Genomic DNA, 22,722 nt, shown 5'->3' on the forward strand with positions numbered 1-22,722 from the left:
CACCGCACGGCAATTGTTTATGGTCTGTGAGCCACAGACCACGGATAAGGGATAAGGGTTAGCGCGTGTGACCTCCTGAAATTACACTGCCAAACTAAGACCTTCCATATTGGTTTATTGACGCACCCAACTATAGCTTAAAGGAAAATTGTTGCCTGCAGAGGGAGATAAATAAACTCCTGGGGTGCTTTACTAAACTTCTAAAGTTTGGTAAAGCTTAACGTTCGGAAGCATTGACAGCATACTCAGGTTTCCTAGTCCTGGCAGGCTTAGGAAACCACCGCACGGCAATTACATCAAAGCCAGTAAACTTTCGAGGCGTCCTTGATCAGCTCTGCCGTATTTTTTACGTTAAACTTCTCTATCAGATTCTTTCGGTGATTAATAGCAGTATGCTCGCTGATGTACAGCTTATCGGCTATTTGCTTGGCAGAGTACCCGTCAGCAATCAGTCTCAGCACCTGCATTTCCCTACAGGAAACTTTTTCGCAAGGGGGTTCCTTCAGGTTCAGTTGAATGGGAAGCGCCACCTGTTTTCTCGAAGGCTTATCACTAAAATCAGGGAACATAGGCGCTGGCGATTTCCTTTCAGCGTGTACCTTAAGGTTTCCGAAAATCTTTTCAGGATTATTATCCGTATCAAAGCTTAACATGATCAGGTCAGCATGTAGCTTTACCCAATGACCATCACCATGAGATATTCTGAGATAGCTTGTTAAGCATAATGTTTTATCGCTTGGCGGGAGTGATTTTTTCATATCTGAAACCTTAGCCGCATACCTGCTTAATAACATCGGGTAATCATCCGGATGTATGAGTGAAATAAAAGCATCCAGCCCACCCTGCATCAATTCTTCAGGGTTGTGGCCCAGCAACTCCTTCGAGGAATTACTAACAAATAATATCCGGCTATTACTTAAATCGCAGATAAAGAATACAACAGATGATACTTCATCGAAAGGACTCAGGTTGTCTTCCGACAAAAGATCCGAATAGGAGATAAAACTCAGTTTTTCTTCCTGTTCTTTGGTAGAATACATAGTATTTGGTGTTGGTTTTAATCAAATTATAAGTCAACTGCACTATGCTCACTCTACAAAATATCGTTGCCTGCTCCTTACATATTCGCTCGTATCATTAATTTAAGCAAAGTTCTAATTCAATAGTACAGTCACTTCAATCACCGGAAAAAGATCGATGTACTTTTCAATAAACAATCGATAAATCCCTCACGCTTATGCCTAAATAAAATGCTGAACTTACAGTATTATCGCTCCGTTTCCAGGCAAAGACATGTAGTGTTTATGTTTCCTGGCTCGGATTGCACCACTTGATCTTTACCTCCTGGACAATATTTTGTTATACAAATATTATTTTTATACATACCTATTATCAAGGGCAAAATACCTGAGATAAAAGGGGAAAAACACCCGCAGCATCTGATGCTTATGTGTCTCACTCAAATTCACCGCTGCCAAAGAATCAGATTATTTTCAAGGGGCACAGAGATATTTTCATAAGCAGGAACGATCCTAACGGTGTAATCGCTGACCGCTCTTTTGGTGGTTATCTCCACACTAAATTCATGGTATTGTTCATGAGGTTGGCCAGTCATCTTTACACGCACCGGCTCCTCTCCTCTTTCTTCATTAGCAAAAACCTCAACACACACTTTTTCAGGATCAATACCGTTAAAAAAAACGGAGGCATGAAATAAATATCCATTTGCAATGGCGGTTGCTTTTACATCGATGAATGATAATCCATACCACCTGTTATTGAGTTCAGCCTGCACATTGGCAATCCTTATCCCTTGCTCTCCTCTGTTAGCAGCACGCTGCAGATACCTCTCCGCCATAGGCAAATAGTACTTTTCCGTGTACTCGCGGACGGTACGGTTTGAAGAAAAACGGGGTGTCAAAGTGGCCATGCTTCTGCGCATTTTTTTCACCCATCTTTCAGGTATATCTGCGGCATTTCGTTCGTAGAATTCCGGTATTACCTCATGTTCCAGCAGGTTGTACAAGGCATTTGCATCTGTTGCGTCCTGGTCTACATCATCACCATATTGTTTGCCATCTCCTATCGCCCAGCCTACCTCAGGGCTGTAGGCCTCTGCCCACCAGCCATCCAGCACTGACAAATTAATGCCTCCATTAACTAACACCTTCATGCCGCTGGTACCCGATGCCTCCATTGGGTAACGAGGAGTGTTGATCCAAACATCCACGCCACGAACCAGTTGCTCCGTTAAAAAGATGTCGTGATCGCTCAAAAATATGACGTGATCATACAGGTGATATTGCTGAATGAACTGTATCCATTGGCGGATCAGTGACTTCCCGGCCGGATCACGAGGGGGAGCCTTACCGGCTACAACCAATTGCACAGGGCGTTGCTCATTTGTCAATAAATGAATTAATCTTTGAGGGTTATGAAGCAACAGGTTGGTTCTTTTATAAGGCACAAACCTTCGGGCAAAGCCTAAAGTCAGTACTTTAGGATTGAAAACCCGCTTTGCCATTTCAACCATTTCAGTAGGATACCCCGAAATATTCAGTTGTCTCTCCCATCTTTCTCGTATGAAACTGACAAGCTTATCTCTCGACTGATTGCGAAACTGCCAAAGCGCCTCGTCAGACAGACAACAGATGTCTTGTTCCAGTGTGTCAAGGGTACCCTTCCATCTTTCCTTTCCACAGGTTTTTGTCCACAGGTTGTCAGCAAGCTCTGAATCCCAGGCGGGCATATGCACGCCATTAGTTACGGAACCCACCGGAACCTCGGGAGTAGGCCAGCGTGGAAAAATCGGTTCAAAAAGGCGTCTGCTCACCTCCCCATGAAGCCGGCTGACTCCATTAACGGCACCACAGCCGCGAAAAGCGAGATAGCCCATGTTAAAAGGTTCATTTTCATTGCCCGCAGTCTCACGACCAAGCCCCATCAGGCGATTCAGGCTGATCCCCAGATCATGTCTGGCGTATGATCCGAGAAACTGCTCTATAGTTGCAGCGTTGAAACGATCAAAACTGGATGATAAGGTGGTATGCGTGGTGAAGTGGTTGCCGGCCCTGGTAACAGCCAGAGCTTCTTCAAAAGAGACTCCAGCCTCTTTCATATAATCGCTGGCGCGTTCCAAAATTACAAGGGCTGTGTGTCCTTCATTAATATGACAAACTTCCGGCTTCAGCCCCAGTGCACGCAGAAGCTTCCATCCTCCTATTCCTAAAATGATCTCCTGCTTTATTCGAGTGTCAATGCCGTCACCATATAGTTCACTTGTGATACCTCGATGAACAGGAAGATTAGCGGCATCATTGCTATCCAACAAGTACAGCCTGGCCCTGCCCACCTGTACCTGCCAGGTGCGAAGCCAGACCGGATAACCCGGCAAGTCGATTTTTAATCGTAACCACTCGCCATCAGGCAGGCGTAATGGTGTCAGCGGTAACTGCCCAGGTTCGTTATAAGGAAACATTGCCAGTTGATCACCATTTTGATCGAGCCCCTGCCGAAAATAACCCTGCTGATACAAGAGCCCTACCCCAACAACAGGTACGCCCAGATCACTGGCAGATTTGAGCTGATCACCCGCGACATTGCCCAGACCCCCCGAATAAATGGTGAGCGCTTCCGTTAGCATAAACTCCATGCTGAAGTATGCAACACAAGTAAGGGGAGCATGTGTATGATTCTGCTGAAACCAGGTTGTGGCAATAGCTTCCTGTTCTCGTTCTGCTATCAGCTCTCTTATCCTTCGTTTAAAAGCCGGATCGGCCAACTGTCGCTCAAGCTGATTTCTGGAAACAGTCTGTAAAACTATCCAGGGGTTATGAGTAAGCTCCCAGAGAGCAGGATCGAGATGTTTCCATATCTTATCCGCGGCATGATTCCATGACCATCGAATATCCAGAGCCAGTTCAATAAGCATGTCCAACCCATCGATATCCGTGGGCAAAAATCCGTAAAGTTGGTCCTGAAAGAATCTTTTTTGGCTCATATCCGAATTAGAGCAAATTCCATTATGCTGACATGAAACCCAATGACATTTTAATTGAGATTTAGATGATCTTCATCATTGCCGCTTATTTTTACAGTTAGCTGGTGTTTGTAAGAAAACTCTAAGTGGCTTTAAGCAACACGTTTCCGCCAAAGGGCGGAACGAAGTGCCAAAAAGCAGAGCGTACTGAGGTACGTGAGCATTTTTTGGGGCGAGCGTAACGCAGACATTGGCATTTTCTTAGAGACACCCGTGTAGAGTACTGTGCCGTATAAGTTGCAGTTATTTTTGTTCCAGGCAACGCAAAAAATATGAGCATAGCCGTAAGTATTTTTTAGGCAGCATGGAACAACATAACAAAGCTTGGCATGGCTAAAGTATGCTTAACTCTACACTAGCTATGTAACAATATAAGCAATCAAATGTTGTGGTTATGAGTATTCATAGTATTTGCTGTATTCAACAAAGCCTTGCTTCCTATAAATACCTATACCGTCTTCCGTTGCTTGTAACACCGCCTGTTGGTAGCCTTTTTCCTTAGCTTTATTCAAAGCAAAGTCCATTAGGGCTGATCCGATGCCCTTTCCTCTGAACGATCGTATAGTGGCGAGGCCGTATAATCCGATGGTTGCACTATCCGAAGGAAACATTTCAATGGTGCCCACGGGCTTGCCATCGTGGTAATATACAAGAAGCATTATACCATTGGCCGGGTCTAAATAGCTACTACCGGTGATATTGTAATATTTGATCACATTCTGGTCCGCGGGTTCCCAATTGGATGCAACCACATTAGCGTAGTCAAAAAGCGCCTCCTTACTGTTCACAATACGGATATTTTCATATTCATCCCTGTAGAACGGCTGATACTTCTCCAAATCCAGCACCATGCCTACCTCCTCACCTTGCCGTGTAATGAAGTATGATTCAAACACTGCTTCCAGCACTGCGGTTTTATTGGATTCGCTGACCCAAATGCAATATTCAAGATCATGCTTTTTAAAATAGTCCAACACACCTGCCAGGGCTTCATTTGTTGCATGATTTCCATCTGAAATATGGATGATGTTAAAAGTGTCGCATGACAGCCCGCTATCAACATAAGAGAGTCCTTTCATATGAAACACTTTCATCCCGTTGGTGCAGGCTGGAATTTTTGTGGCGTGTAGTTGAAAATTCTTGTCTATTACTTGAACCATTTTCAGGGTAGCAGATGTTTAAACACGAATATAATACCAATTGTGTATTACATCAATAAGTCCACCGGCATATGTTAGTTCCATGGTCCCGGGTCGCATAAAAAGAAGGGCTCGATTTTTTTATTTTGATCAAAATGTTATTTTGCTGTTTGGATGTCACTTAAAATGGTCAAATTTTCCTGTAAACTGTTAGCTACATTGGCCTTCTGTGTCTTTTGTACAGATCTGTATTCTCAATCTATCATTCACTTTCAGAACTGGGAAGGGCAACCCGGAGCTGGCAACTGGCTGGTAGAAACAGGGGGTACCAATCAGTGGAGGAGGGGCACCGATGGTGGTGGGGTATCTTCTGGCGTCAAAGGCATCTACATTTCTTCGGATGGATCAACGTTCGGTTACAATTCGACTGTAGCTGAAGAAACATATACCTATAAAGATATTAATTTCCCTTCTGACGCCTCATTGGATGTAGAGATAAAATTTGACTGGAAATGTGTTGGAGAAGTAGGCTATGATTATATGAAAGTATATATAGTGGACAGGTCACTCACCAACTTAACAGAATCAAACATTGAAGCGTATGGCGGTTTTGTTTACAGGCTCAACTCCGGAAATGAATTTTCCAACCAAGCCTCTTTCACTACATATACCGAAACCTTACCCACTACGGTGGAAGGGCGCTCAGACCTGAGAATTGTGTTTACCTGGACAAATGACAATAATACAACCAATGGAGTGCCGGCAGCAGTCGACAACATAATACTCTCATTAGGCCCAGTTCCATCTTCTCTTTCCGGAGAATACACAATTGGACAGGCATCCGGAGCGTATTTTCCGACTATTACCGAGGCTACATACTTTCTAAACACCTTTGGGGTATCGAGTAACGTCACCTTTAACCTTACGGATGCTTTGTATAATAGTACTACAGAGGCCTTTCCGATCATCATCGACAATTTCAATACAAATCCGCCCAGTCCGGAATCTAATTCTTATACTCTTACAATAAAACCAGATGCCTCCGTTACCACAGTAATTTCAGGTGCAGTGGCTGCAGATGCCCCGGTTGATGGTATGTACCGCGGCCTGTTTACACTTAATGAGGCCGACAATGTAGTTATCGATGGCTCCAACAACGGCACTGCATCCAGGGATCTCACTATAAATAATACCAGCACCACTCAGGCCAATACTATTTTTATTGCCTCCGAATCCCCTAATTTCAATGACAACATCACGATCAAAAATACTATCATTGAGACTGCCGATGATGCAGGCAACGTCTATTCGGGTGGCATTCTTATTATGGATAAAACCTACGACAACGGAGCAGGCGGGTTCTCTGCGATCACCATCGACAATAACCAGTTCATAACGGGAGAATACGGCATTTATATAGACGGAGGCAGTGCAGGAGCTATCAACGGCAGCATCAATACCATAGCTAATAATGACCTGGAGCAGAGTGGTACAAACGCGATCTCCCGGGTAGGCATATATATACGCGGTGTCAGCTCCGGTACTATCAGTGGCAATGCTATCGGTAACTTTGATGATACTGCCAATGAGCAGGATGTTGGCATCAGCCTCGGAACAGGGGCAACAAATATTTTATTGGAAAAAAATGAGATTTACAATATCGGATATTCCGGCACCGGAGGATACAACGGCATTGGTATCAGGGTGGCTTCTGAAACCACAGGTGCCGGCAGTGTGATCCGCAACAATGTGATCTACGGAATTTATGGTGATGGGTGGGATATCACTTCGGGGTATTACGATTATAATCCCTATGGTATTCTGTTATCAGGAACACAAAGCGGCATCGATATTTTCAATAATTCTATTTACCTGAATGGCACCACACTAAACCAAACGGATGCTATTTCCGTGGGAATAGGCTTTGGCTCGGGCAGCACGGCAGAAATTAAGAATAATATAATAGTTAATAATCTTGGATTGTCAGGTAGCACCGGAATAGGATCGGCAGGCATATTTGCTCAGACGGCCAGTTCGCAGTTCGAGGATATTAATTATAACAATTACTTTGTAAATGCCTCCGGCAGTGGTACGAATTACATTGGCAGGATAGGCTCTACAAATTACGCTACTTTAGCCTCCTGGCAGGCAGCTTCCGGTAGTGATGCCAGCTCTATAACAGCCGATCCAGGGTATACCTCCACTTCTAATCTGCTGCCAGATGCTACAAATCCTAATGCCTGGTACGCCAACGGTACCGGAGTACAGATCAATACGGTGACAGATGACTTTATCGGAACAGCAAGAAGCATATCTGTAGCTACAGGCGCTCCAGATATGGGGGCCTATGAATTTACTCCCTCTTCAACACCCCCGGCTGCTGGCGTCAGCGGCACTCACTCCAATGGCGGAACAGAGACTTTTACATCTGGTGACAGAGTGATAGCGGAAATTACATGGGGAGCATCCGGTACGCTGCCCACAGTTACAGCTCTCCGATACTATAGCGGTGTCAATCCACCAAGCCCGGCACCCGGCACTGCAGAATATTTTAACAGCTATGTAGATATAGAGACCACTGGAGGAAGTGACTATACTTATGATCTGAAACTATACTATGACGAAGCACTGATAGGGACATTGTCTTCGGAAAGTGACATCCGCCTGTCAAAAGATGATGGTAGCGGCTGGATCTCTTTTGCCTCTAATACTCCGAATACAACTGACAACAATGTTACCGTCACAGGGCTCTCCTCTTTCTCCACTTTTACCGGCTCTGATATTGACAATTTACTACCGGTACAATTGATATATTTTAACGGCAGCGCTATCGATGAACACGTAGTGCTCACGTGGAAAACCGCCTCTGAATTGAACAATGATCATTTTCTGATTGAAAGAAGTAAAGACGGCCGTTCATGGAGCACGCTGGGTAAAGTGACAGGGAGTGGTACCACCAGTAGTATAAAAGCCTACTCATTTCATGATGAAAGACCTTTGGCAGGCAGGAGTTATTACCGGCTCAAACAAATTGACTTCGATGGTACTTATGAGTACTCTGATATAATAGCCATTGAAAATTCCGTCAATAATGTCGGTATCATAACACTATACCCGAACCCTGTCAACAAAGGGGTCCTCAATATTGGATTTACCACCTCAGACGAAAAGGGTATCCTGATAGAAGTGCTTAACCATTCGGGCAGAATACTTATCAACAAGAAAGCGCCTGCAACCACGGGCTCAAATGTAGTTACACTCGATATATCCGCCTTTCATCCCGGATTATACCTGATGAGATTGACAAAGGAAAATAAAACATCCGTTTTTCAATTTGCAAAGGAATAGTACTTAGAGGCAGACGTCCGGCAGATACATAATTTACTGCTATCATAACACTTTTGAAATATAATGAGCCACGTCAATGGTCAAAATCGGCATCCGACCTTACTTAGAACCATTAGAAAACGTCTAACTTAGATGAAGAGCTTTTGCAGGAGGATTTAGTTTACGTACATTGACAGAAAAAACTCGTTTCAAAATAAGTGAAAGACACAAGCAAAGAGCACTTCATAGAATATTTAAGCCAGATCAGCCAGATTTCACCGGAATCCAAAGAAGCTATTTTCAACTTATGTTCTTTCGTCAGTATCAATAAAAATAAAAATCTTCAATCGATAGGCCAAACCTGCAAAACCATCTATTTCGTACAAGATGGGGCCGCCAGGATCTATTATTACAAAGATGATAAAGATGTTACAGAATATTTTGCCTTTGAAAACGACCTGATCATAAGAGCAGAAAGTCTTTTTACCGGCAAACCAAGCCATAAAGCCATACAAGCAATATACGACACCATCTTTATTTCCATTCCTGCCAAACCGCTTTTTGAACTCTTTGACCAGCACCATGATATTGAAAGGCTGTTCAGAAAGGTTGTCGAACGTTCGTATGTAGATACTATCAACCGGCTGGAAAGTCTTCAGTTTTATTCCGCAGAGGAGCGTTATAAATCGCTTATTGAAAAATCACCCACTGTAGTCAGGGATATTCCGCTGAAGTATATCGCTTCTTACCTGGGCATCACTCAGGTGAGCCTGAGTAGGATCAGGGCTAACTTTTCATAATCTGGCTCCTCTCTGAAAACGACTGTTGCGCAATCAGACCGGTTCCAAAAAAATCTACTCCGGCCATCTATCATCCCTGATTATTTAACAAATGTAAAAGGAATTGATCTTCATAGCCCCGTCCTTTGTGTTATCAAAATGTAATACAATGGCGCGAAAAGAGATCAATACCTGCACACTCAGAGAATGGCTTGAAACCGGCAAAGAAGTAAGCGTACTGGATATCAGGCCTGCTCATGAACGCATGGAATGGCACATTCCCGGCAGCGTGCATGTGGATATTTATGATGAATTGAAGAAGAACAACCCGGGGGCCGTTCAGTCCATTGACCTGGATAAATCAGTTCCGGTAGTAACGGTGTGTGCCGGTGGCAAAACCAGTCTGATTGCCTCTGAACTCCTGCAAAAAGCCGGCTATGAAGCTTATAGCTTGCATGGCGGCATGAAAAGCTGGAGCCTTTCGTGGAACACCGCCTCTGCATCTTTTGAAGGGTTCAATATCACGCAGTTCAGGCGCACAGGAAAAGGGTGTCTGTCGTACCTGATTGTGTCAGGAGCCGAAGCCATGGTAGTCGATGCTTCATTGCCCATAGAGGTCTATCAAGATGCCATGGATAAACGAGGCCTGACGTTGAAATATGTAGTGGATACACATATACATGCCGACCATTTGAGCCGTGCAAGAGAATTAGCGGCAGCTTATGACCTTCAACCCTTTGTTCCTGAAAATGATAAACTTCGGTATTCCTTCCTGCCAGTCACAAATGGCTCTATCTTTTTCTTAGAAAAACTGGAAGTGAAGGCTATTCATGCTCCCGGTCATACACCGGAAAGCATGACCTACCTGGTGAATGACCAGGTGCTGCTGACCGGTGATACGCTATTTACCAATGGGGTAGGCAGACCGGATCTAAAAGCCGATGAAGACGAGGCCAAAAAGAAGGCCCGGTTACTTTACCAGTCGCTGAAGAAACTTGTGCAACTGGACAAATCGATACTGATCATGCCTGGCCATACCAGCCAGCCAGTTGCCTTTGACGGAACATTTATTCAAGCAAGCCTTGAGGATATTTTATCAAAGGTATCCATGCTGGCAGAGGAAGAAGAGGCATTTGTTCGGTTGTTAATGCAACGGATACCGAGCCCACCGGAAAACTACCTGAAAATTGTTGAGAAAAATATATCAGGTGACACTTCAGGTGTTGATCCTATTGAGTTGGAAGCAGGTGCAAACAGATGTGCTATATCATAAAAAGCTATGGAAGTTAAATCAGGATTGAAAAGCGAGGCGTCTGACGGTTTGGAACCGTCTGACGCCTTAGGGAGGGAAGTTAAATTAGGACTTAGAGAAAACTGGAAGCAGTTTACACTGCTGGTAATCATCAATGGCTTTGTTGGCGGCATGGTCGGATTAGAGCGTACTATACTCCCGCAGATTGCCGAGGCAGACTTTAGCATAGCTGCAAAAACGGCTATCCTATCTTTTATTGTAGTGTTTGGCATTTCCAAAGCCATTACCAACTACTACACCGGTGCCTGGGCCAACAAGATAGGTCGTAAAAACCTGTTGGTCATCGGTTGGTTAGTAGGGCTCCCCGTTCCCCTTATTTTGATCTACGCCAGCAGTTGGAACTGGATCATTGCTGCCAATATTCTGCTGGGGATCAACCAGGGACTGACCTGGTCCAGCACGGTGGTGATGAAAATAGACCTGGTGGGCGAAAGAAACAGGGGGTTGGCGATGGGCTTAAATGAATCTGCAGGTTACCTGGCCGTTGGCATCGTAGCTTTCCTGACAGGATGGATGGCCTCAGAATATGGCCTTCGCCCTTATCCATTCTATTTGGGTATTGGCTTTGTCATTGTAGGTTTGCTGGCTAGTTTTTTTCTGATCAAAGACACAGCTCACCATGTCAGTACTGAAACAAAAAGCAGCCAGGTCAAAAAACTGAAGAATGTTTTCCGTGAAACTACCTGGACAAATCCCAACCTCGGGTCCATCACCCAGGCCGGGCTGGTGAACAACCTGAATGACGGCATGATCTGGGGCCTTTTTCCCATCCTTTTGGCCAACAAAGGGTTTAGCCTGGTAGAAGTTGGAAAAATAGTAGCCATCTATCCGGTGGTATGGGGTTTGGGTCAGTTAGTCACCGGCAAACTGGCGGATATGCTGGCGAAGAAATCTATGCTCTTTTGGGGAATGCTCATTCAGGGGGCCGTTATTGTGGCCATGGTTTTTGCTACTTCATTCATTCAATTCACCCTTTTGAGTATCTTACTGGGGATTGGTACAGCCATAGTTTACCCCACTTTTCTGGCAGCCATAGCCGATTATACCCATCCTGTGCAGCGCGCCAACAGCATCGGTGTGTTCCGGTTATGGAGAGACCTGGGTTATGCCATCGGGGCAATACTTACTGGTATAACCGCGGATTTTTTTGGAATTGATATCTCCGTAATACTCATAGGAGGACTAACTGTGGTCTCTGCTTTGGTGATTGGATTAAGGATGAAGGGGTAGTTTTTTAGCCATCAAATAGTTCCCATCAGTGCCATTGCAACCCTGGTTTTGCAACCTAGCCTTCCTCTTCGCATTCATTCTGATGCAAAAAAACCTCTTTCTTTTAGATGGTCAATTTATTATATTGACTTAGTAAACTTACTTACATGGACCAACTAATACAAACCCTGCTGCGGGAGCTTACAATGCATGACCCCGCTGCCGCAGCCCGACTGCGCAATATCATCACGCAAAATATGACTCCACTGGCACTTCTACGTGCTCTGTACGAGCTTTTGACATCCGGAGTTATTGACAGAAACATGCTGATGCGACTCCTGCGACTGTATGCCCGTGCTGGCGTCATCGATTCTGAATTACTGGCAGTAGCAGTTGCTGAAGCAGAGGCTGATGCGGCCGCTGCAGCAGGGGCCTCCGCTGGTAAGGGCACATCCTGGCTGAAATGGGGCGCTAGAGGTGGTGTATACCTGATACTCATTTATCTATTAGGCGCTGCGATTATTGATGCAACAACCGATCTGGAACATGGGAACACAGGCAATGGAGTTTGTGCTGCAAATGCCACCCCCGAAAACGTAGATGCAGATGTTTCATCATATGGCCCCAAATCTGCCTTACGTAACGCACTAAAGGATATCCAATCAAAATGTGAAAACTCTTCAGTCAACTGTACAGACCCTGAGTGTCATTCCTGTGGCAAAGATGCTGCCGTACAAACAACTGAGATTAAAAATCGCATTCTCTGGTATACTGCGGTAGTTACTGCGAAGTGTCAATGCTGGTGCAAATAGTAAGGAAAAACATGAAAGATATTTTTCCACTCTTGGGATAACCCTGAGAGAATTTGACCTTATAGATCCTTCCTCTCCGGGGCTTTTCCTTTTTCTGAACGAATAGGATCAGGTAGATACCGGAGCACCCAGAATGAAGCCAGAGCCAGAATAAAAGACCCGACAAAAGTGGTAATGGCAAATGCGAGATTTTCCCTAAGCGCATTGTTCAATGCCCCGAACAAGAACCATATTTGTATGCTTACAAATAAGATGAGCAGCAAAATAATGCCCGTCATCAGGGTATTGGTTTTATTGGGGTGCGCCTCATTTTGCGACCTTCTGTAATCACTCATAGCTATACAATTTTATTTGGTTCTTTAGCTTTTACAAATACCTGGTTTTCCTTTAGTACCACCTCCAATTGTGGGAGCGGGCGTGGTGGTGGACCTTGTAACACGTCTCCTGTTCGAGGGTTGAAATATCCTTTGTGACAGGGACATTCTATCTTATCCAAATCTGCTCTATAGCGAACAGCACATGCAAGGTGCGTACATTTCTGCTCGTATGCCCTCCACTCATTTTCTTCAAGGTGGATGAGAATGTAAGGAATGATCTCACTTCCTTCTATACTAAACTGAAACATTTCCCCCACAGGTACATCGGATTGATTACATACATAATGTTCTCCTTTCAATTCCTCTGCCGGAAAGTACAGTGACTTGATTACGATACCTCCGTTGCCAATCGCCAGGGCCCCGGAGAGCAACCCCAGGTATTTGGCAAATTCCCTTCGACTAACGTGGGTGGCCTCCTTGCGTTCTATCGGAAAGTCACTTTTCCAATTGGGGATCTTCTCATATTTCTCGTCTTTCATATTCAAAGGTGTCATTATTCAACGATCAGTTTGTGAGTGCCTTTGGGCATCATGATGTTTACTTTGGTGTTAACCTCCTGGTTTCCAAATTGAAAAGTATTTACCGGTACGCTGTCGGGGCGCATTCTTTCAATCTCCTGCCTTGTACCATAAAAGAGAGCCTGACTGGGGCACACTGTTGCACACATTGGCTTTTTGCCAGCACTGGTCCTGTCATAACACATATTGCACTTCATCATCAGTTCGGCTTTTTCCTCCTTTTTTGGCACACCAAACGGACAAGCCAACACACAGTTGGAACAACCGATGCACCTCGATGTATTGGCAGAGTGCACCACCCCAAAATCATCCTGATGGATGGCATCGGCAGGACAAACATTGGCACAGGTGGGATCCTCACAATGCATACATACCTGAACCGTTGTTTGTACACTCACAGCCCGGTTTACATAGTTAACATGTATCATGCTTTCCTGTCCGTTTGTCTCACATTCCGCACAGGCCATTTCACAGGCGTGACAACCAATGCAGCGTTGCATATCTACAAAAAAAGCCATTTCTTGTTTATACTTTGTTTCCGGCATACTTTCCAATTTTGCGATTACAATTCATTTCAATGTTGTTTTAGGCCCGTTATTTGTCATTACTGTTTTCCGCGGGCAAATAACTTTGGTACGCTGTTTCCGTCAATTCAACGGTTGCTTTCTCTCCTGTAGGAATTAGCTGACAGGCACATACTTTAAATTCAGGTATCTTTGAAACCGGATCCAGTGTGCCAATGGTCAGTTGATTGGCCGATTGTTTTCCACCCCAGTGGTAAGGAATGAAAACTGTATCTTCCCGTATAGTCTCTACCAACTGTGCAGGAAACGATGCCTCTCCCCGTCTGGTCTTTACTTTAATGAGATCCCTGTCTTTGATATCGTATTGATAGGCCAGCTTCGGGTGTATTTCAAGCAAAGGTTCAGGATATTGATCAACCAGTTTTCCTATCCTTCGTGTAGAGGTGCCACTCAGGTACTGCGATACAACACGGCCTGTTGTTAAAACTACAGGAAACTCCTTGTCTGTTCGTTCCGCAGCAGGTTTGTAGGTAACCGGATTGAAATGCGCCTTCCCATCAGGTGTTTTAAACTTGCGGTCTTCCCACAGGCGCGGGGTTCCAGGATGGTCCTCCGATGGACAAGGCCAGAAAACCCCCATATTGTCCACCACTTTTTTATAGGTGATCCCGTAATAATCTGCCGTTCCTCCTTTGGAAGCCACCCTGAGCTCGTTGAAAATGTCTTCACTTGTGTTATAGCTGAACTTATCACCGGTACCCAGCCGGGCGGCCAGCTCCATCAATATCTGTCCATCTCTTCTTGTATTTCCCGGAGGTGTAATGGCCTCATTAATTTTTACTACCCTTCCTTCTGCCGTTGTTACCGTACCTTCCTCTTCTTCGTGTAAAGACCCAGCCATAATGATATCCGCATGCCTGGCCGTTTCTGACAGAAATGTATCAATACATATATAAAATTCCAGCTTTTCGAGCGCTTCACGAACGAAATTATTATTGGGCAGCGATACAAGGGGGTTAAAGCAAATAGAGATCATGCCTTTTATATCACCCCGGTGGATAGCTTCAATCTGCTCATAGGCAGTCAGGCCCTTACCTGGCATGTCCTTTTCATCGATACCCCACACTCCGGCAATGTACTTACGATGTTCCGGATTAGTGATATCACGGTTGCCTGGCAACTGATCACATTTATGGCCATGCTCTCTTCCCCCCTGACCGTTGCCCTGACCGGTAATAGTCCCATATCCGCAGTAGGGTTTTCCAATACGGCCCGTGGCTAACACTAAATTGATGCAGCTCAGCACATTATCAACTCCCTTAGAGTGGTGCTCTATACCCCTGGCATGGAGTAAAAAACTTGTTTTTGCCTTACCCCATAGGGTAGCTGCCTCCATGATCTGCTCCTTGGGTATACCAGTAGTTTCTTCTGCCCACTCCAGGTCGTAATCCTTCACCGCTTCAATTGTTTCCTGAAAACCGGAAGTGTGATTCTTGATAAAATCATGGTCCAGCCAGTCATTATCTACGAGTATTTTTAGCATGGCCCCGAATAAAGCAGAATCCCCACCCGGCCTTACTGCTAAATGCAGATCAGCAGTTCGCGCCAGTGGGATCACCCTGGGATCAACAACGATTAGTTTCGCGCCATTGTCCCTGGCCTGCCAGATGTAATGTGTAAGCGTTGGGAAGGTTTCGCTGATATTTGCTCCGGCCACGAGGATTACCTCCGCATGTTTTAAGTCTGCCCAACTATTGGAGGTTCTGTCAAGCCCAAAGGCCTTTTTATTGCCCCCACCTGCGCTAACCATGCACAGACGGCCGTTATAATCAAGGTTGGCCGTTTTTAACGCTACACGGGCAAACTTGCCGATCATATAGCTTTTTTCGTTAGTGAGCGAAACGCCAGATAGCATGGCAAATGCATCATTGCCATACGTGTTCTGAATGCGCTTGATCTCACTTACTGTAGTGCTCATAGCATGCTCCCACGACACGGGCTCAAAGCCTTTGCCCTCTACCCGCTGCAAGGGATCCATGAGCCTGTCGGGATGGTTGTTTTGCATGTATCGTTGAATTCCTTTTGGGCAAAGCCGGCCTTCATTAAAGGGAAACTCCATCCAGGGCTCAAAACCGGCAATTTTATTGTCTTTTACCTTGAGTTGGATGCCACACTGCATTCCACAATAGCAACAATGGGTTTTTACCAACTTATCTGGTTCATGCGCGCCATGGAATCCGACCTGTGGCGGATATGCTTTATGAGGTCCAAATTTTTCTATTATCTTATCAACTGTTACGGGAAGCTTCGCCATTTTTTAGTCTGATTGATTTTTAATTTCTATCCAAAGAACTTTCCTGATGCCTTCCTCGCCTGAAAATGTGCCTTTGCCAAAGCTGAACGCTTGCCTTCAGGGCTCAGGTCCAGGTGATTTCTGCCGTCTTTTTTCTCATAGTCGAACCCGAGCTGTTTTGTGAGTAATTTCAAATCGTCTACATGCATTTGAGTCGCAAATTCCTGGTGTGTATGCTCACAAACAGCCATTCCTCTCCTCTGCCCTTCATGTTTGTAAAGGTTGGCTCCTAACTGTGCCAGACGCTGAAAAACATGAAAAAACTTACCAAAGGGCAACCACACCAGCCATAAAATGACCACTATGGCGTGGGTCACCGCCATAAACTGATAGGTCTTGCCTTGCAAAAAAGTGTAATCGTAAGAAATACCCAGGCCTGTCACAGAAATTGCGATCAGGAGTATCAGCGGGAGCCAGTCTTCGCTAAGCGATTGCGTGGCAATCAGTCCGCCATCGGTAAGCCTCCGCTTCATCATCATTGCCGACCCTATGATCACTAAAAACGAGCACCACACTAACCCATGGAATGCAACAAAGGCCATAACAGAGCCCAGGGCAAAAGTACCGGCTTCAAAGCCAAAGACCTTGGCGTAATAAGTTACATCATCTCCCGGCTTGAGCTCAAAATGTATCCATCCAAAGGTGAGAGGAATGGTGATGGCAAATGCAAGAAGGCAACCAATTGCCAGCAGGAAGTGTCCCACCCATCTGGTTCTGCTCCGGTAGGCTATAAACCGCTGAAAGAGGATATTTCTGACAAACAATCTCAGAGACCTCCATGCATATGGTATGAAATCCTTGCTGAAGAGGAATTGCATACTCCTCCGCCAGTACAGGCGCGTGGGTGGCCTTTGCAACCAAACCGAATATCTGTAAGCAATTCCGAAAACAGCGAATATGGTGCCCAGTAAATAAGATATGAGTGCAGGGTCAAAATTTTGCAGATCACGAGAACCAACCAAAACAAGGATCACAACCACTACAACCGCAATGGTTGCTTTTACAAGGGCAGTACGATTGAGGGTTTGGAAGAGTCTAAACATAATCTTATTCTTAAAAACAAATTCTTAAAAAACTAAGACACCACCAACATGGTTATGACAATGGCCTCTTTATTTATTCATAGCTCTGCCTTGAGACACAGAAAATCAACTACTCAAAATTTCCATTTCCATATATGGTTTGGTCGTTTATCATTTTCATATTTCTAATCCTTAGGCTCTATCTGGCGCATTAACGTTGGTTGTTCACGGTGCATCATCTTTTGAATAACATTATGCATCCACCATATACAAATGGAGGAAAGTACAAGCGTGAACATCCAGGCGCTGGTCCACAGCCCGGAACCTTCCAATAAGTAGCCAAAAATAATAGGGCAGAAAAACCCACCTAAGCCACCAAGTACGCCTACCATACCTCCTACTACACCCACCTCTTCAGGGAAATACTCGGGGATGTGCTTATAAACTGCCGCCATACCTATTCCCCATATACTACCCAAAAGTATGACCAACACTGTAAATACCCATATATTGGCCTGGAAGAATATCTTAGTTTCACCTCTTGCCAACAACTGTTTCTTGTTGACCTGTTGCCCCTCTTCTACCACAGGTTCCTGCCAGGCACTTTTTTCAGGAAAAACAACATCTCCTTCCGCTGCCTCAGAATTTGTTTTCCTTTTAGGCTTCAGTTTGTATTCGATACCGGCTACAATTATTTTATCTTCTGTTACATGGGTTACTGTACCAGCCTTTTTGGCCATAATGCCATTACCGGGTGAGGAGATCTCCATTTTTGGAAAAATCAATAAGAAGCTGATCACCAATGAAGAACCCAGTACCCAGTACATCACCTTTCGCGCCCCCAGCTTATCCGACAACAAACCACCTAAAGCCCTCGTTAACCCTGAAGGAAAGCTGAAAGCAGCAGCGAGTACACCGGCTGTGACCAGAGGAAGATAATATACGTTTACAAAATATGGCACCAACCACTGTGAGAAGGCCACAAAACAGCCAAATACCAGGAAGTAATAAAGTCCAAACCGCCACACCCTCACACTGCCCAAAGGGCGGAGGAGCTTTTTGAGTGTACGCTGGGTGTCCGGTTTTTTATTCCTGGCAAAGAGCAGGAAAATAACAGCCATAGCCACCAATATGGCCGCATAGATAACAGGCAGCATTCTCCAGTTTTCCAGTTCGGTGCCATTGTTGGTGAGCTTCAACAACACAGTAGGGGCAAACAGCGTAGTGAGGGCTGCACCGGCATTGCCGGCTCCAAAAATACCCAGGGCGCGACCCTGCCAGGCTTTATTGTACCACATTGATGTATAGGCGATACCCACTGCAAAAGATGCTCCTGTAAGACCGTAGCCAAAGCTGCAAAGAGCAAAGCCAAGAAATGAATCAGCGTATTGAAGCAAAAACATCGGAACAGCGCTCACCAACAGCAACCCTCCGAACACCCATTTCCCGCCAAACTTATCTGTAAGTATGCCCAATGGCAATCGAAAAATAGCCCCGGTCAACACCGGAATACCAAGCAGTAAACCAACCTGCACGGAACTCCAGTCGTAAACACCATTATCAACAAGAAACGTAACAGCCACCCCATTAAACATCCAGGCAGCAAAGCATATGGTAAATGCAAGGGTATTAAGAAAGAGCATTTTATGTGAGGTGAAAGTCGGACTGTCCATACCTGCCTGAAAGTGGTTTATGATTTTACAACAAAAGACTGCTAAATTGGTTGTGACAAATTCTAAAAGAATAATTACTTTTCAATTAAAATCCCCTAAAAAAATAATTTCTACAGTGTTTTTTCAGTAAAAGCCTGAAAGCAAATTAAATGCAACACCTCACCCACCAAAGCCCTGTGGTTATACTACTTTCTGCACATCCCTCTCCTTTGGGGGTTTGTCTCGGGAAGGAATCGAAGCGATCGGTAACGAAGTGCGGCAATCCCCTCTTCCTTGGAGAGGGGAAGGGGGTGCCCGGACGTAACGCAGTGAAGATCCGGGATCTCCTCGTTACTGTCAGTGTCCGGGCTTCAGCTTCTGCCATAGATCAGGTCCCAAACTTTTCTGCCTGATCCAGAAAAAGCAGACACCGGCAACGGGGTAAAACCATAAACCAACCACAACAAAACGTGGGTTTTCAAGCTCATTATAAGCAATCTCCTCTTCATGCACACCTGCGAAGAGAAGATTGCTATTCCTTATAGTCATAGTTCATACCAATGACAAGTTTACATTACATGCTGATGGTCAGATGATAGCATCTAACAACGGGGCTCAAACAGTGTGATTTACAAAGTGTACGTGTGGCATTGAAATTCTTAACATCATTTCCTCAAGGCCGATCAGGAAATGTAATTACCCACAAAAAAAACTGCCAAGCTTGTTGATGCCTACCGAGGACGTTAAAGCCGAGTTTACTTAGTGCCTGTAAGAAAACGCCAATGTCCGCGTTATGCTTGTCCCAAAAATGCTCTCGTACCTCAGTACGCTCCGCTTTTTAGGACAAGCCTTGACGTTTTCCCACTTAGAGTTTTCTAAGAGACACTACTCAAGCGTCAGTTAGTTCAACTTCCACTTTTCCGCCAGTTCGGCATTAAACCCATCTTTATCTTTCGGGTTTGGCTCACCTTTGCCATAAGTGATCAGCTTGTAAAGACTATTGGTGATGTAGCCCGTCCAGGCATCATTACAAACCTCATAGCACTCGTACTCCGGGACTAATCCCTGGTGAGTAAATTTGATTTTTGTTTTACCATCTCCCTGTGTTATTTCAAAGATGAGCTTGGTATCCACCCACTCCGTCTTGTCCTCAATGAAGTTAAATTCATTTTCCAACACTTGATAAACCAGTTTGCTGTTTTCATCCATTTCGATCAGCTTGATTTTGCATAGATGGATGTTTTTGTAGTGGTAGAAAAACACTTCATTGAGTTCATCTGTCGGACCTTCGATTTCTTCCGACCACCACGCACGGAAATCTTTAATGGCATTATAGGCCTTTTCAGGAGTTGCCTCTACATAAATTGTTGCTGTGTAATCTTGATCGTTCATGTTGTTTATATTTGAAGTATTCGATATTAGTTTATTTTCAGGTGTTTTCGAGTCACCATGGCAGGGCGGTAGCCCCAGCGCGGCTGCCAGTGAAAAGATCAATATTGCTTGCATGCTTTCGTTAATCAATTTCCATTTAACACCTGCTTGAGATTGTCCATATAGGCTGTCCAGGCCATTGAGCAGTTACCGTAACATTCAAACGTGGGTACTAAGCCTTCATGGGTAAATGTTACCACCGTTGTTTCTCCCTGCCTGGCGATATCAAACCTGATCTTTGTATTCAGCCATTCGTTCGGTTGATCAAGGAAGGTAAGCCGGCTTTCTGTGACCATCCACACGATTTTGCTGTGCGGCACTAATTCAATTAGCCTGTGTTTAGAAAAATGGAGGCCTCCACCCGCCAGAAAAGAAAACTCATCGTTGACCTTGGTGCTGTGTCCGGTGATGGTTTCTTCATAAAAGCCAGACCACCACTTTTTAACATCAAGCAATAGATGATACACTTCTTCATGAGATTTTGCTGTACTAAAGCTGTAGCTAAAGTCTGTTGATTTTGTTTTTTTGATCGTTGTTTTCATTTCGATTTTTTATGTCAAACCTTGAGTTTATTGTTTTACAAATTTAATGTCTATAATACCCTTACAAAATGGTTAAATCAGACATTATAAAAGGTTGATATAGACATAACTCTTTTCTATTTTTGTTTAAAAAATCCCTCTGATGCAGCATTTGTCGATAATAGTCCCGAATGGAGAGAATAACCTGAGTAGTATAGTAGGTTCGTACAAAATTTTCTCCAGAGCCAATGCTATCCGGAAAAGCAAAGGCCAAAAGGAGCGTTTTAAAATTGAGTTAGTGGGCACTTCAGAAAATGTTGATTTCTATGACGGATTATTCACCGTAAAAACGCATTCGCATATACTCGGCATTAAAAAAACCGACCTCGTGATCATTCCTTCACTGAATCATAATTATGAGAAAGCCCTAAAAGACAATGGACCATTGATAGAATGGCTCATAAAACAATACAAAGAAGGAGCGTCTATTGCCAGCATTTGCACCGGGGCATTCCTGCTTGCGGCAACGGGGCTGCTCAATGGAAAAAGTTGCTCCACACATTGGTCTGTAGATACTGAGTTTCGGCAAATGTTTCCCAGGGTTGACCTGAAAACTGATAAACTTATAACTGATGAAAATGGGATATACACCAACGGAGGGGCCTTTTCATTTTTGAATCTGATCATATACCTCATAGAAAAATATTACGACCGCCCCACCGCCATTCATTGCGCTAAAGTCTTTCAGATTGACCTCGACCGCAACCTGCAGTCGCAGTTTTCCATTTTCAATGGTCATAAAAAACATGACGATACTACTGTGCAACAGGCCCAAAAGTATCTGGAGGAAAACTATAATGATAAAATCTCCATCGAATCCCTGTCAAAAAAGTTAAATATTGAAAGAAGAACCTTTGACAGAAGATTCATTAAGGCAACAGGAATTACACCTTTGGATTATCTGCAAAGGGTTAAAATCGAAGCTGCCAAAAAATCCCTTGAAAACACCCGGAAGACAGTAAATGAAGTGATGTACGAGGTGGGATATAGTGACACCAAAGCATTTAGAACTGTGTTCAGCCGAATCACAGGCCTCTCGCCCAATGGCTACAAATCAAAATACAACAAGGAAAGTTGACAGTTTAAGAACTTTTGTCTGATCTTTGAAGAGAGTCCTACGAGGGCTATTAATTAGTGTTTGTAAGAAAACTCTAAGTGGTTTAAGAAAACGTTAAGATCAAGGCTTGTGAAGTGCCAAAAAGCAGAACCTACTGGGGTACGTGAGCACTTTTGGGACAAGCATAACGCAGACATTGGCGTTTCTTAGAGACACGAATTAAAAAAACGCTCAAGATAAATATCAGCCTTACAAAGCACTACGGTGTAAGCGTTCATCCCAAACAAGAGTTACCGAAAATTTGAATTTCGGTTATCGGGGTATACCTTTGAATAGTGACGGGTATCATTAAAATCCATTGGTGTCCAGCGACTTGCCAAAATTAAAAATGGTAACGACTTTTCTTCAACGTTTGTACTTTCTCGTTCAAACGTAGCACTTACAGAGGGTCATCATATACTTGTCTCGCATACCAACATGCGTTTGTGTGACATGACCAAGTCTTTTTTGGCATAGGGGCAACGGAATTAATATTGAATTCGTCAGCTTAATTAATGCTTGTAAGAAAACTCTAAGTGGCTTTAAGAAAA

Annotated in this window: 18 protein-coding genes; 6 read left to right on the plus strand and 12 right to left on the minus strand. The window is 44.4% G+C overall.

The window, feature by feature from the left end; translation table 11 throughout:
* Window positions 1-296: 296 nt before the first annotated feature.
* From C900_RS30365 to C900_RS09800, 3 genes are all read right to left on the minus strand, one after another.
* The gene (locus C900_RS30365) at window positions 297-1,040 is read right to left on the minus strand and encodes a LuxR C-terminal-related transcriptional regulator (RefSeq protein ID WP_009579653.1); all 744 of its coding nucleotides are present in this window, start codon (window positions 1,038-1,040) and stop codon (window positions 297-299) included.
* A gap of 425 nt (window positions 1,041-1,465) precedes the next feature.
* The gene (gene glgP / locus C900_RS09795; protein ID WP_009579654.1) at window positions 1,466-4,000 is read right to left on the minus strand and encodes an alpha-glucan family phosphorylase; all 2,535 of its coding nucleotides are present in this window, start codon (window positions 3,998-4,000) and stop codon (window positions 1,466-1,468) included.
* Between the two features lie 431 nt (window positions 4,001-4,431).
* A complete protein-coding gene (locus tag C900_RS09800) occupies window positions 4,432-5,118 on the minus strand; it encodes a GNAT family N-acetyltransferase (RefSeq protein ID WP_009579655.1) in 687 nt (228 codons plus the stop codon).
* A gap of 246 nt (window positions 5,119-5,364) precedes the next feature.
* Here C900_RS09800 and C900_RS09805 point away from each other — a divergent pair, with 246 nt between their 5' ends.
* From C900_RS09805 to C900_RS09825, 5 genes are all read left to right on the plus strand, one after another.
* On the plus strand, window positions 5,365-8,526 hold the full coding sequence (locus C900_RS09805) for a T9SS type A sorting domain-containing protein (RefSeq protein ID WP_157493975.1): 3,162 nt from the start codon (window positions 5,365-5,367) through the stop codon (window positions 8,524-8,526).
* A 197-nt stretch (window positions 8,527-8,723) separates the two neighbouring features.
* Complete coding sequence (locus C900_RS09810; RefSeq protein WP_009579657.1) at window positions 8,724-9,305, plus strand: Crp/Fnr family transcriptional regulator; 582 nt, start codon at window positions 8,724-8,726, stop codon at window positions 9,303-9,305.
* A 148-nt stretch (window positions 9,306-9,453) separates the two neighbouring features.
* Window positions 9,454-10,557, plus strand: coding sequence for an MBL fold metallo-hydrolase (locus tag C900_RS09815; RefSeq protein WP_009579658.1), 1,104 nt, complete (start codon window positions 9,454-9,456; stop codon window positions 10,555-10,557).
* A 6-nt stretch (window positions 10,558-10,563) separates the two neighbouring features.
* Entirely contained in the window at window positions 10,564-11,826 is a 1,263-nt protein-coding gene (locus tag C900_RS09820; RefSeq protein WP_009579659.1) for an MFS transporter, read from the plus strand.
* A gap of 146 nt (window positions 11,827-11,972) precedes the next feature.
* Entirely contained in the window at window positions 11,973-12,617 is a 645-nt protein-coding gene (locus C900_RS09825; protein ID WP_009579660.1) for a hypothetical protein, read from the plus strand.
* Between the two features lie 59 nt (window positions 12,618-12,676).
* On the opposite strand, the gene C900_RS09830 is transcribed toward C900_RS09825, so the two are convergent.
* The 9 genes from C900_RS09830 to C900_RS09870 form a co-directional block, all read right to left on the minus strand.
* A complete protein-coding gene (locus C900_RS09830) occupies window positions 12,677-12,952 on the minus strand; it encodes a DUF6755 family protein (protein ID WP_009579661.1) in 276 nt (91 codons plus the stop codon).
* 2 nt (window positions 12,953-12,954) lie between these two features.
* The gene (locus C900_RS09835; protein WP_009579662.1) at window positions 12,955-13,473 is read right to left on the minus strand and encodes a QcrA and Rieske domain-containing protein; all 519 of its coding nucleotides are present in this window, start codon (window positions 13,471-13,473) and stop codon (window positions 12,955-12,957) included.
* A gap of 14 nt (window positions 13,474-13,487) precedes the next feature.
* The gene (locus C900_RS09840; protein ID WP_040496365.1) at window positions 13,488-14,057 is read right to left on the minus strand and encodes a 4Fe-4S dicluster domain-containing protein; all 570 of its coding nucleotides are present in this window, start codon (window positions 14,055-14,057) and stop codon (window positions 13,488-13,490) included.
* Between the two features lie 49 nt (window positions 14,058-14,106).
* Window positions 14,107-16,350 (minus strand): molybdopterin oxidoreductase family protein, encoded by a 2,244-nt coding sequence (locus C900_RS09845; protein WP_009579665.1) that lies wholly within the window; start codon window positions 16,348-16,350, stop codon window positions 14,107-14,109.
* A gap of 26 nt (window positions 16,351-16,376) precedes the next feature.
* Window positions 16,377-17,432 (minus strand): hypothetical protein, encoded by a 1,056-nt coding sequence (locus C900_RS09850; RefSeq protein WP_040496367.1) that lies wholly within the window; start codon window positions 17,430-17,432, stop codon window positions 16,377-16,379.
* A 164-nt stretch (window positions 17,433-17,596) separates the two neighbouring features.
* The gene (locus C900_RS09855; RefSeq protein ID WP_009579668.1) at window positions 17,597-19,084 is read right to left on the minus strand and encodes an MFS transporter; all 1,488 of its coding nucleotides are present in this window, start codon (window positions 19,082-19,084) and stop codon (window positions 17,597-17,599) included.
* Window positions 19,085-19,420: 336 nt separating this feature from the next.
* On the minus strand, window positions 19,421-19,612 hold the full coding sequence (locus C900_RS09860) for a hypothetical protein (RefSeq protein ID WP_009579669.1): 192 nt from the start codon (window positions 19,610-19,612) through the stop codon (window positions 19,421-19,423).
* Between the two features lie 351 nt (window positions 19,613-19,963).
* A complete protein-coding gene (locus C900_RS09865; RefSeq protein ID WP_009579670.1) occupies window positions 19,964-20,455 on the minus strand; it encodes an SRPBCC family protein in 492 nt (163 codons plus the stop codon).
* Between the two features lie 125 nt (window positions 20,456-20,580).
* The gene (locus C900_RS09870; protein WP_009579671.1) at window positions 20,581-21,036 is read right to left on the minus strand and encodes an SRPBCC family protein; all 456 of its coding nucleotides are present in this window, start codon (window positions 21,034-21,036) and stop codon (window positions 20,581-20,583) included.
* A gap of 142 nt (window positions 21,037-21,178) precedes the next feature.
* Here C900_RS09870 and C900_RS09875 point away from each other — a divergent pair, with 142 nt between their 5' ends.
* On the plus strand, window positions 21,179-22,153 hold the full coding sequence (locus tag C900_RS09875; protein ID WP_009579672.1) for a GlxA family transcriptional regulator: 975 nt from the start codon (window positions 21,179-21,181) through the stop codon (window positions 22,151-22,153).
* Window positions 22,154-22,722: the final 569 nt, after the last annotated feature.

The sequence above is a fragment of the Fulvivirga imtechensis AK7 genome (assembly GCF_000331535.1).
GTDB lineage: Bacteria > Bacteroidota > Bacteroidia > Cytophagales > Cyclobacteriaceae > Fulvivirga > Fulvivirga imtechensis.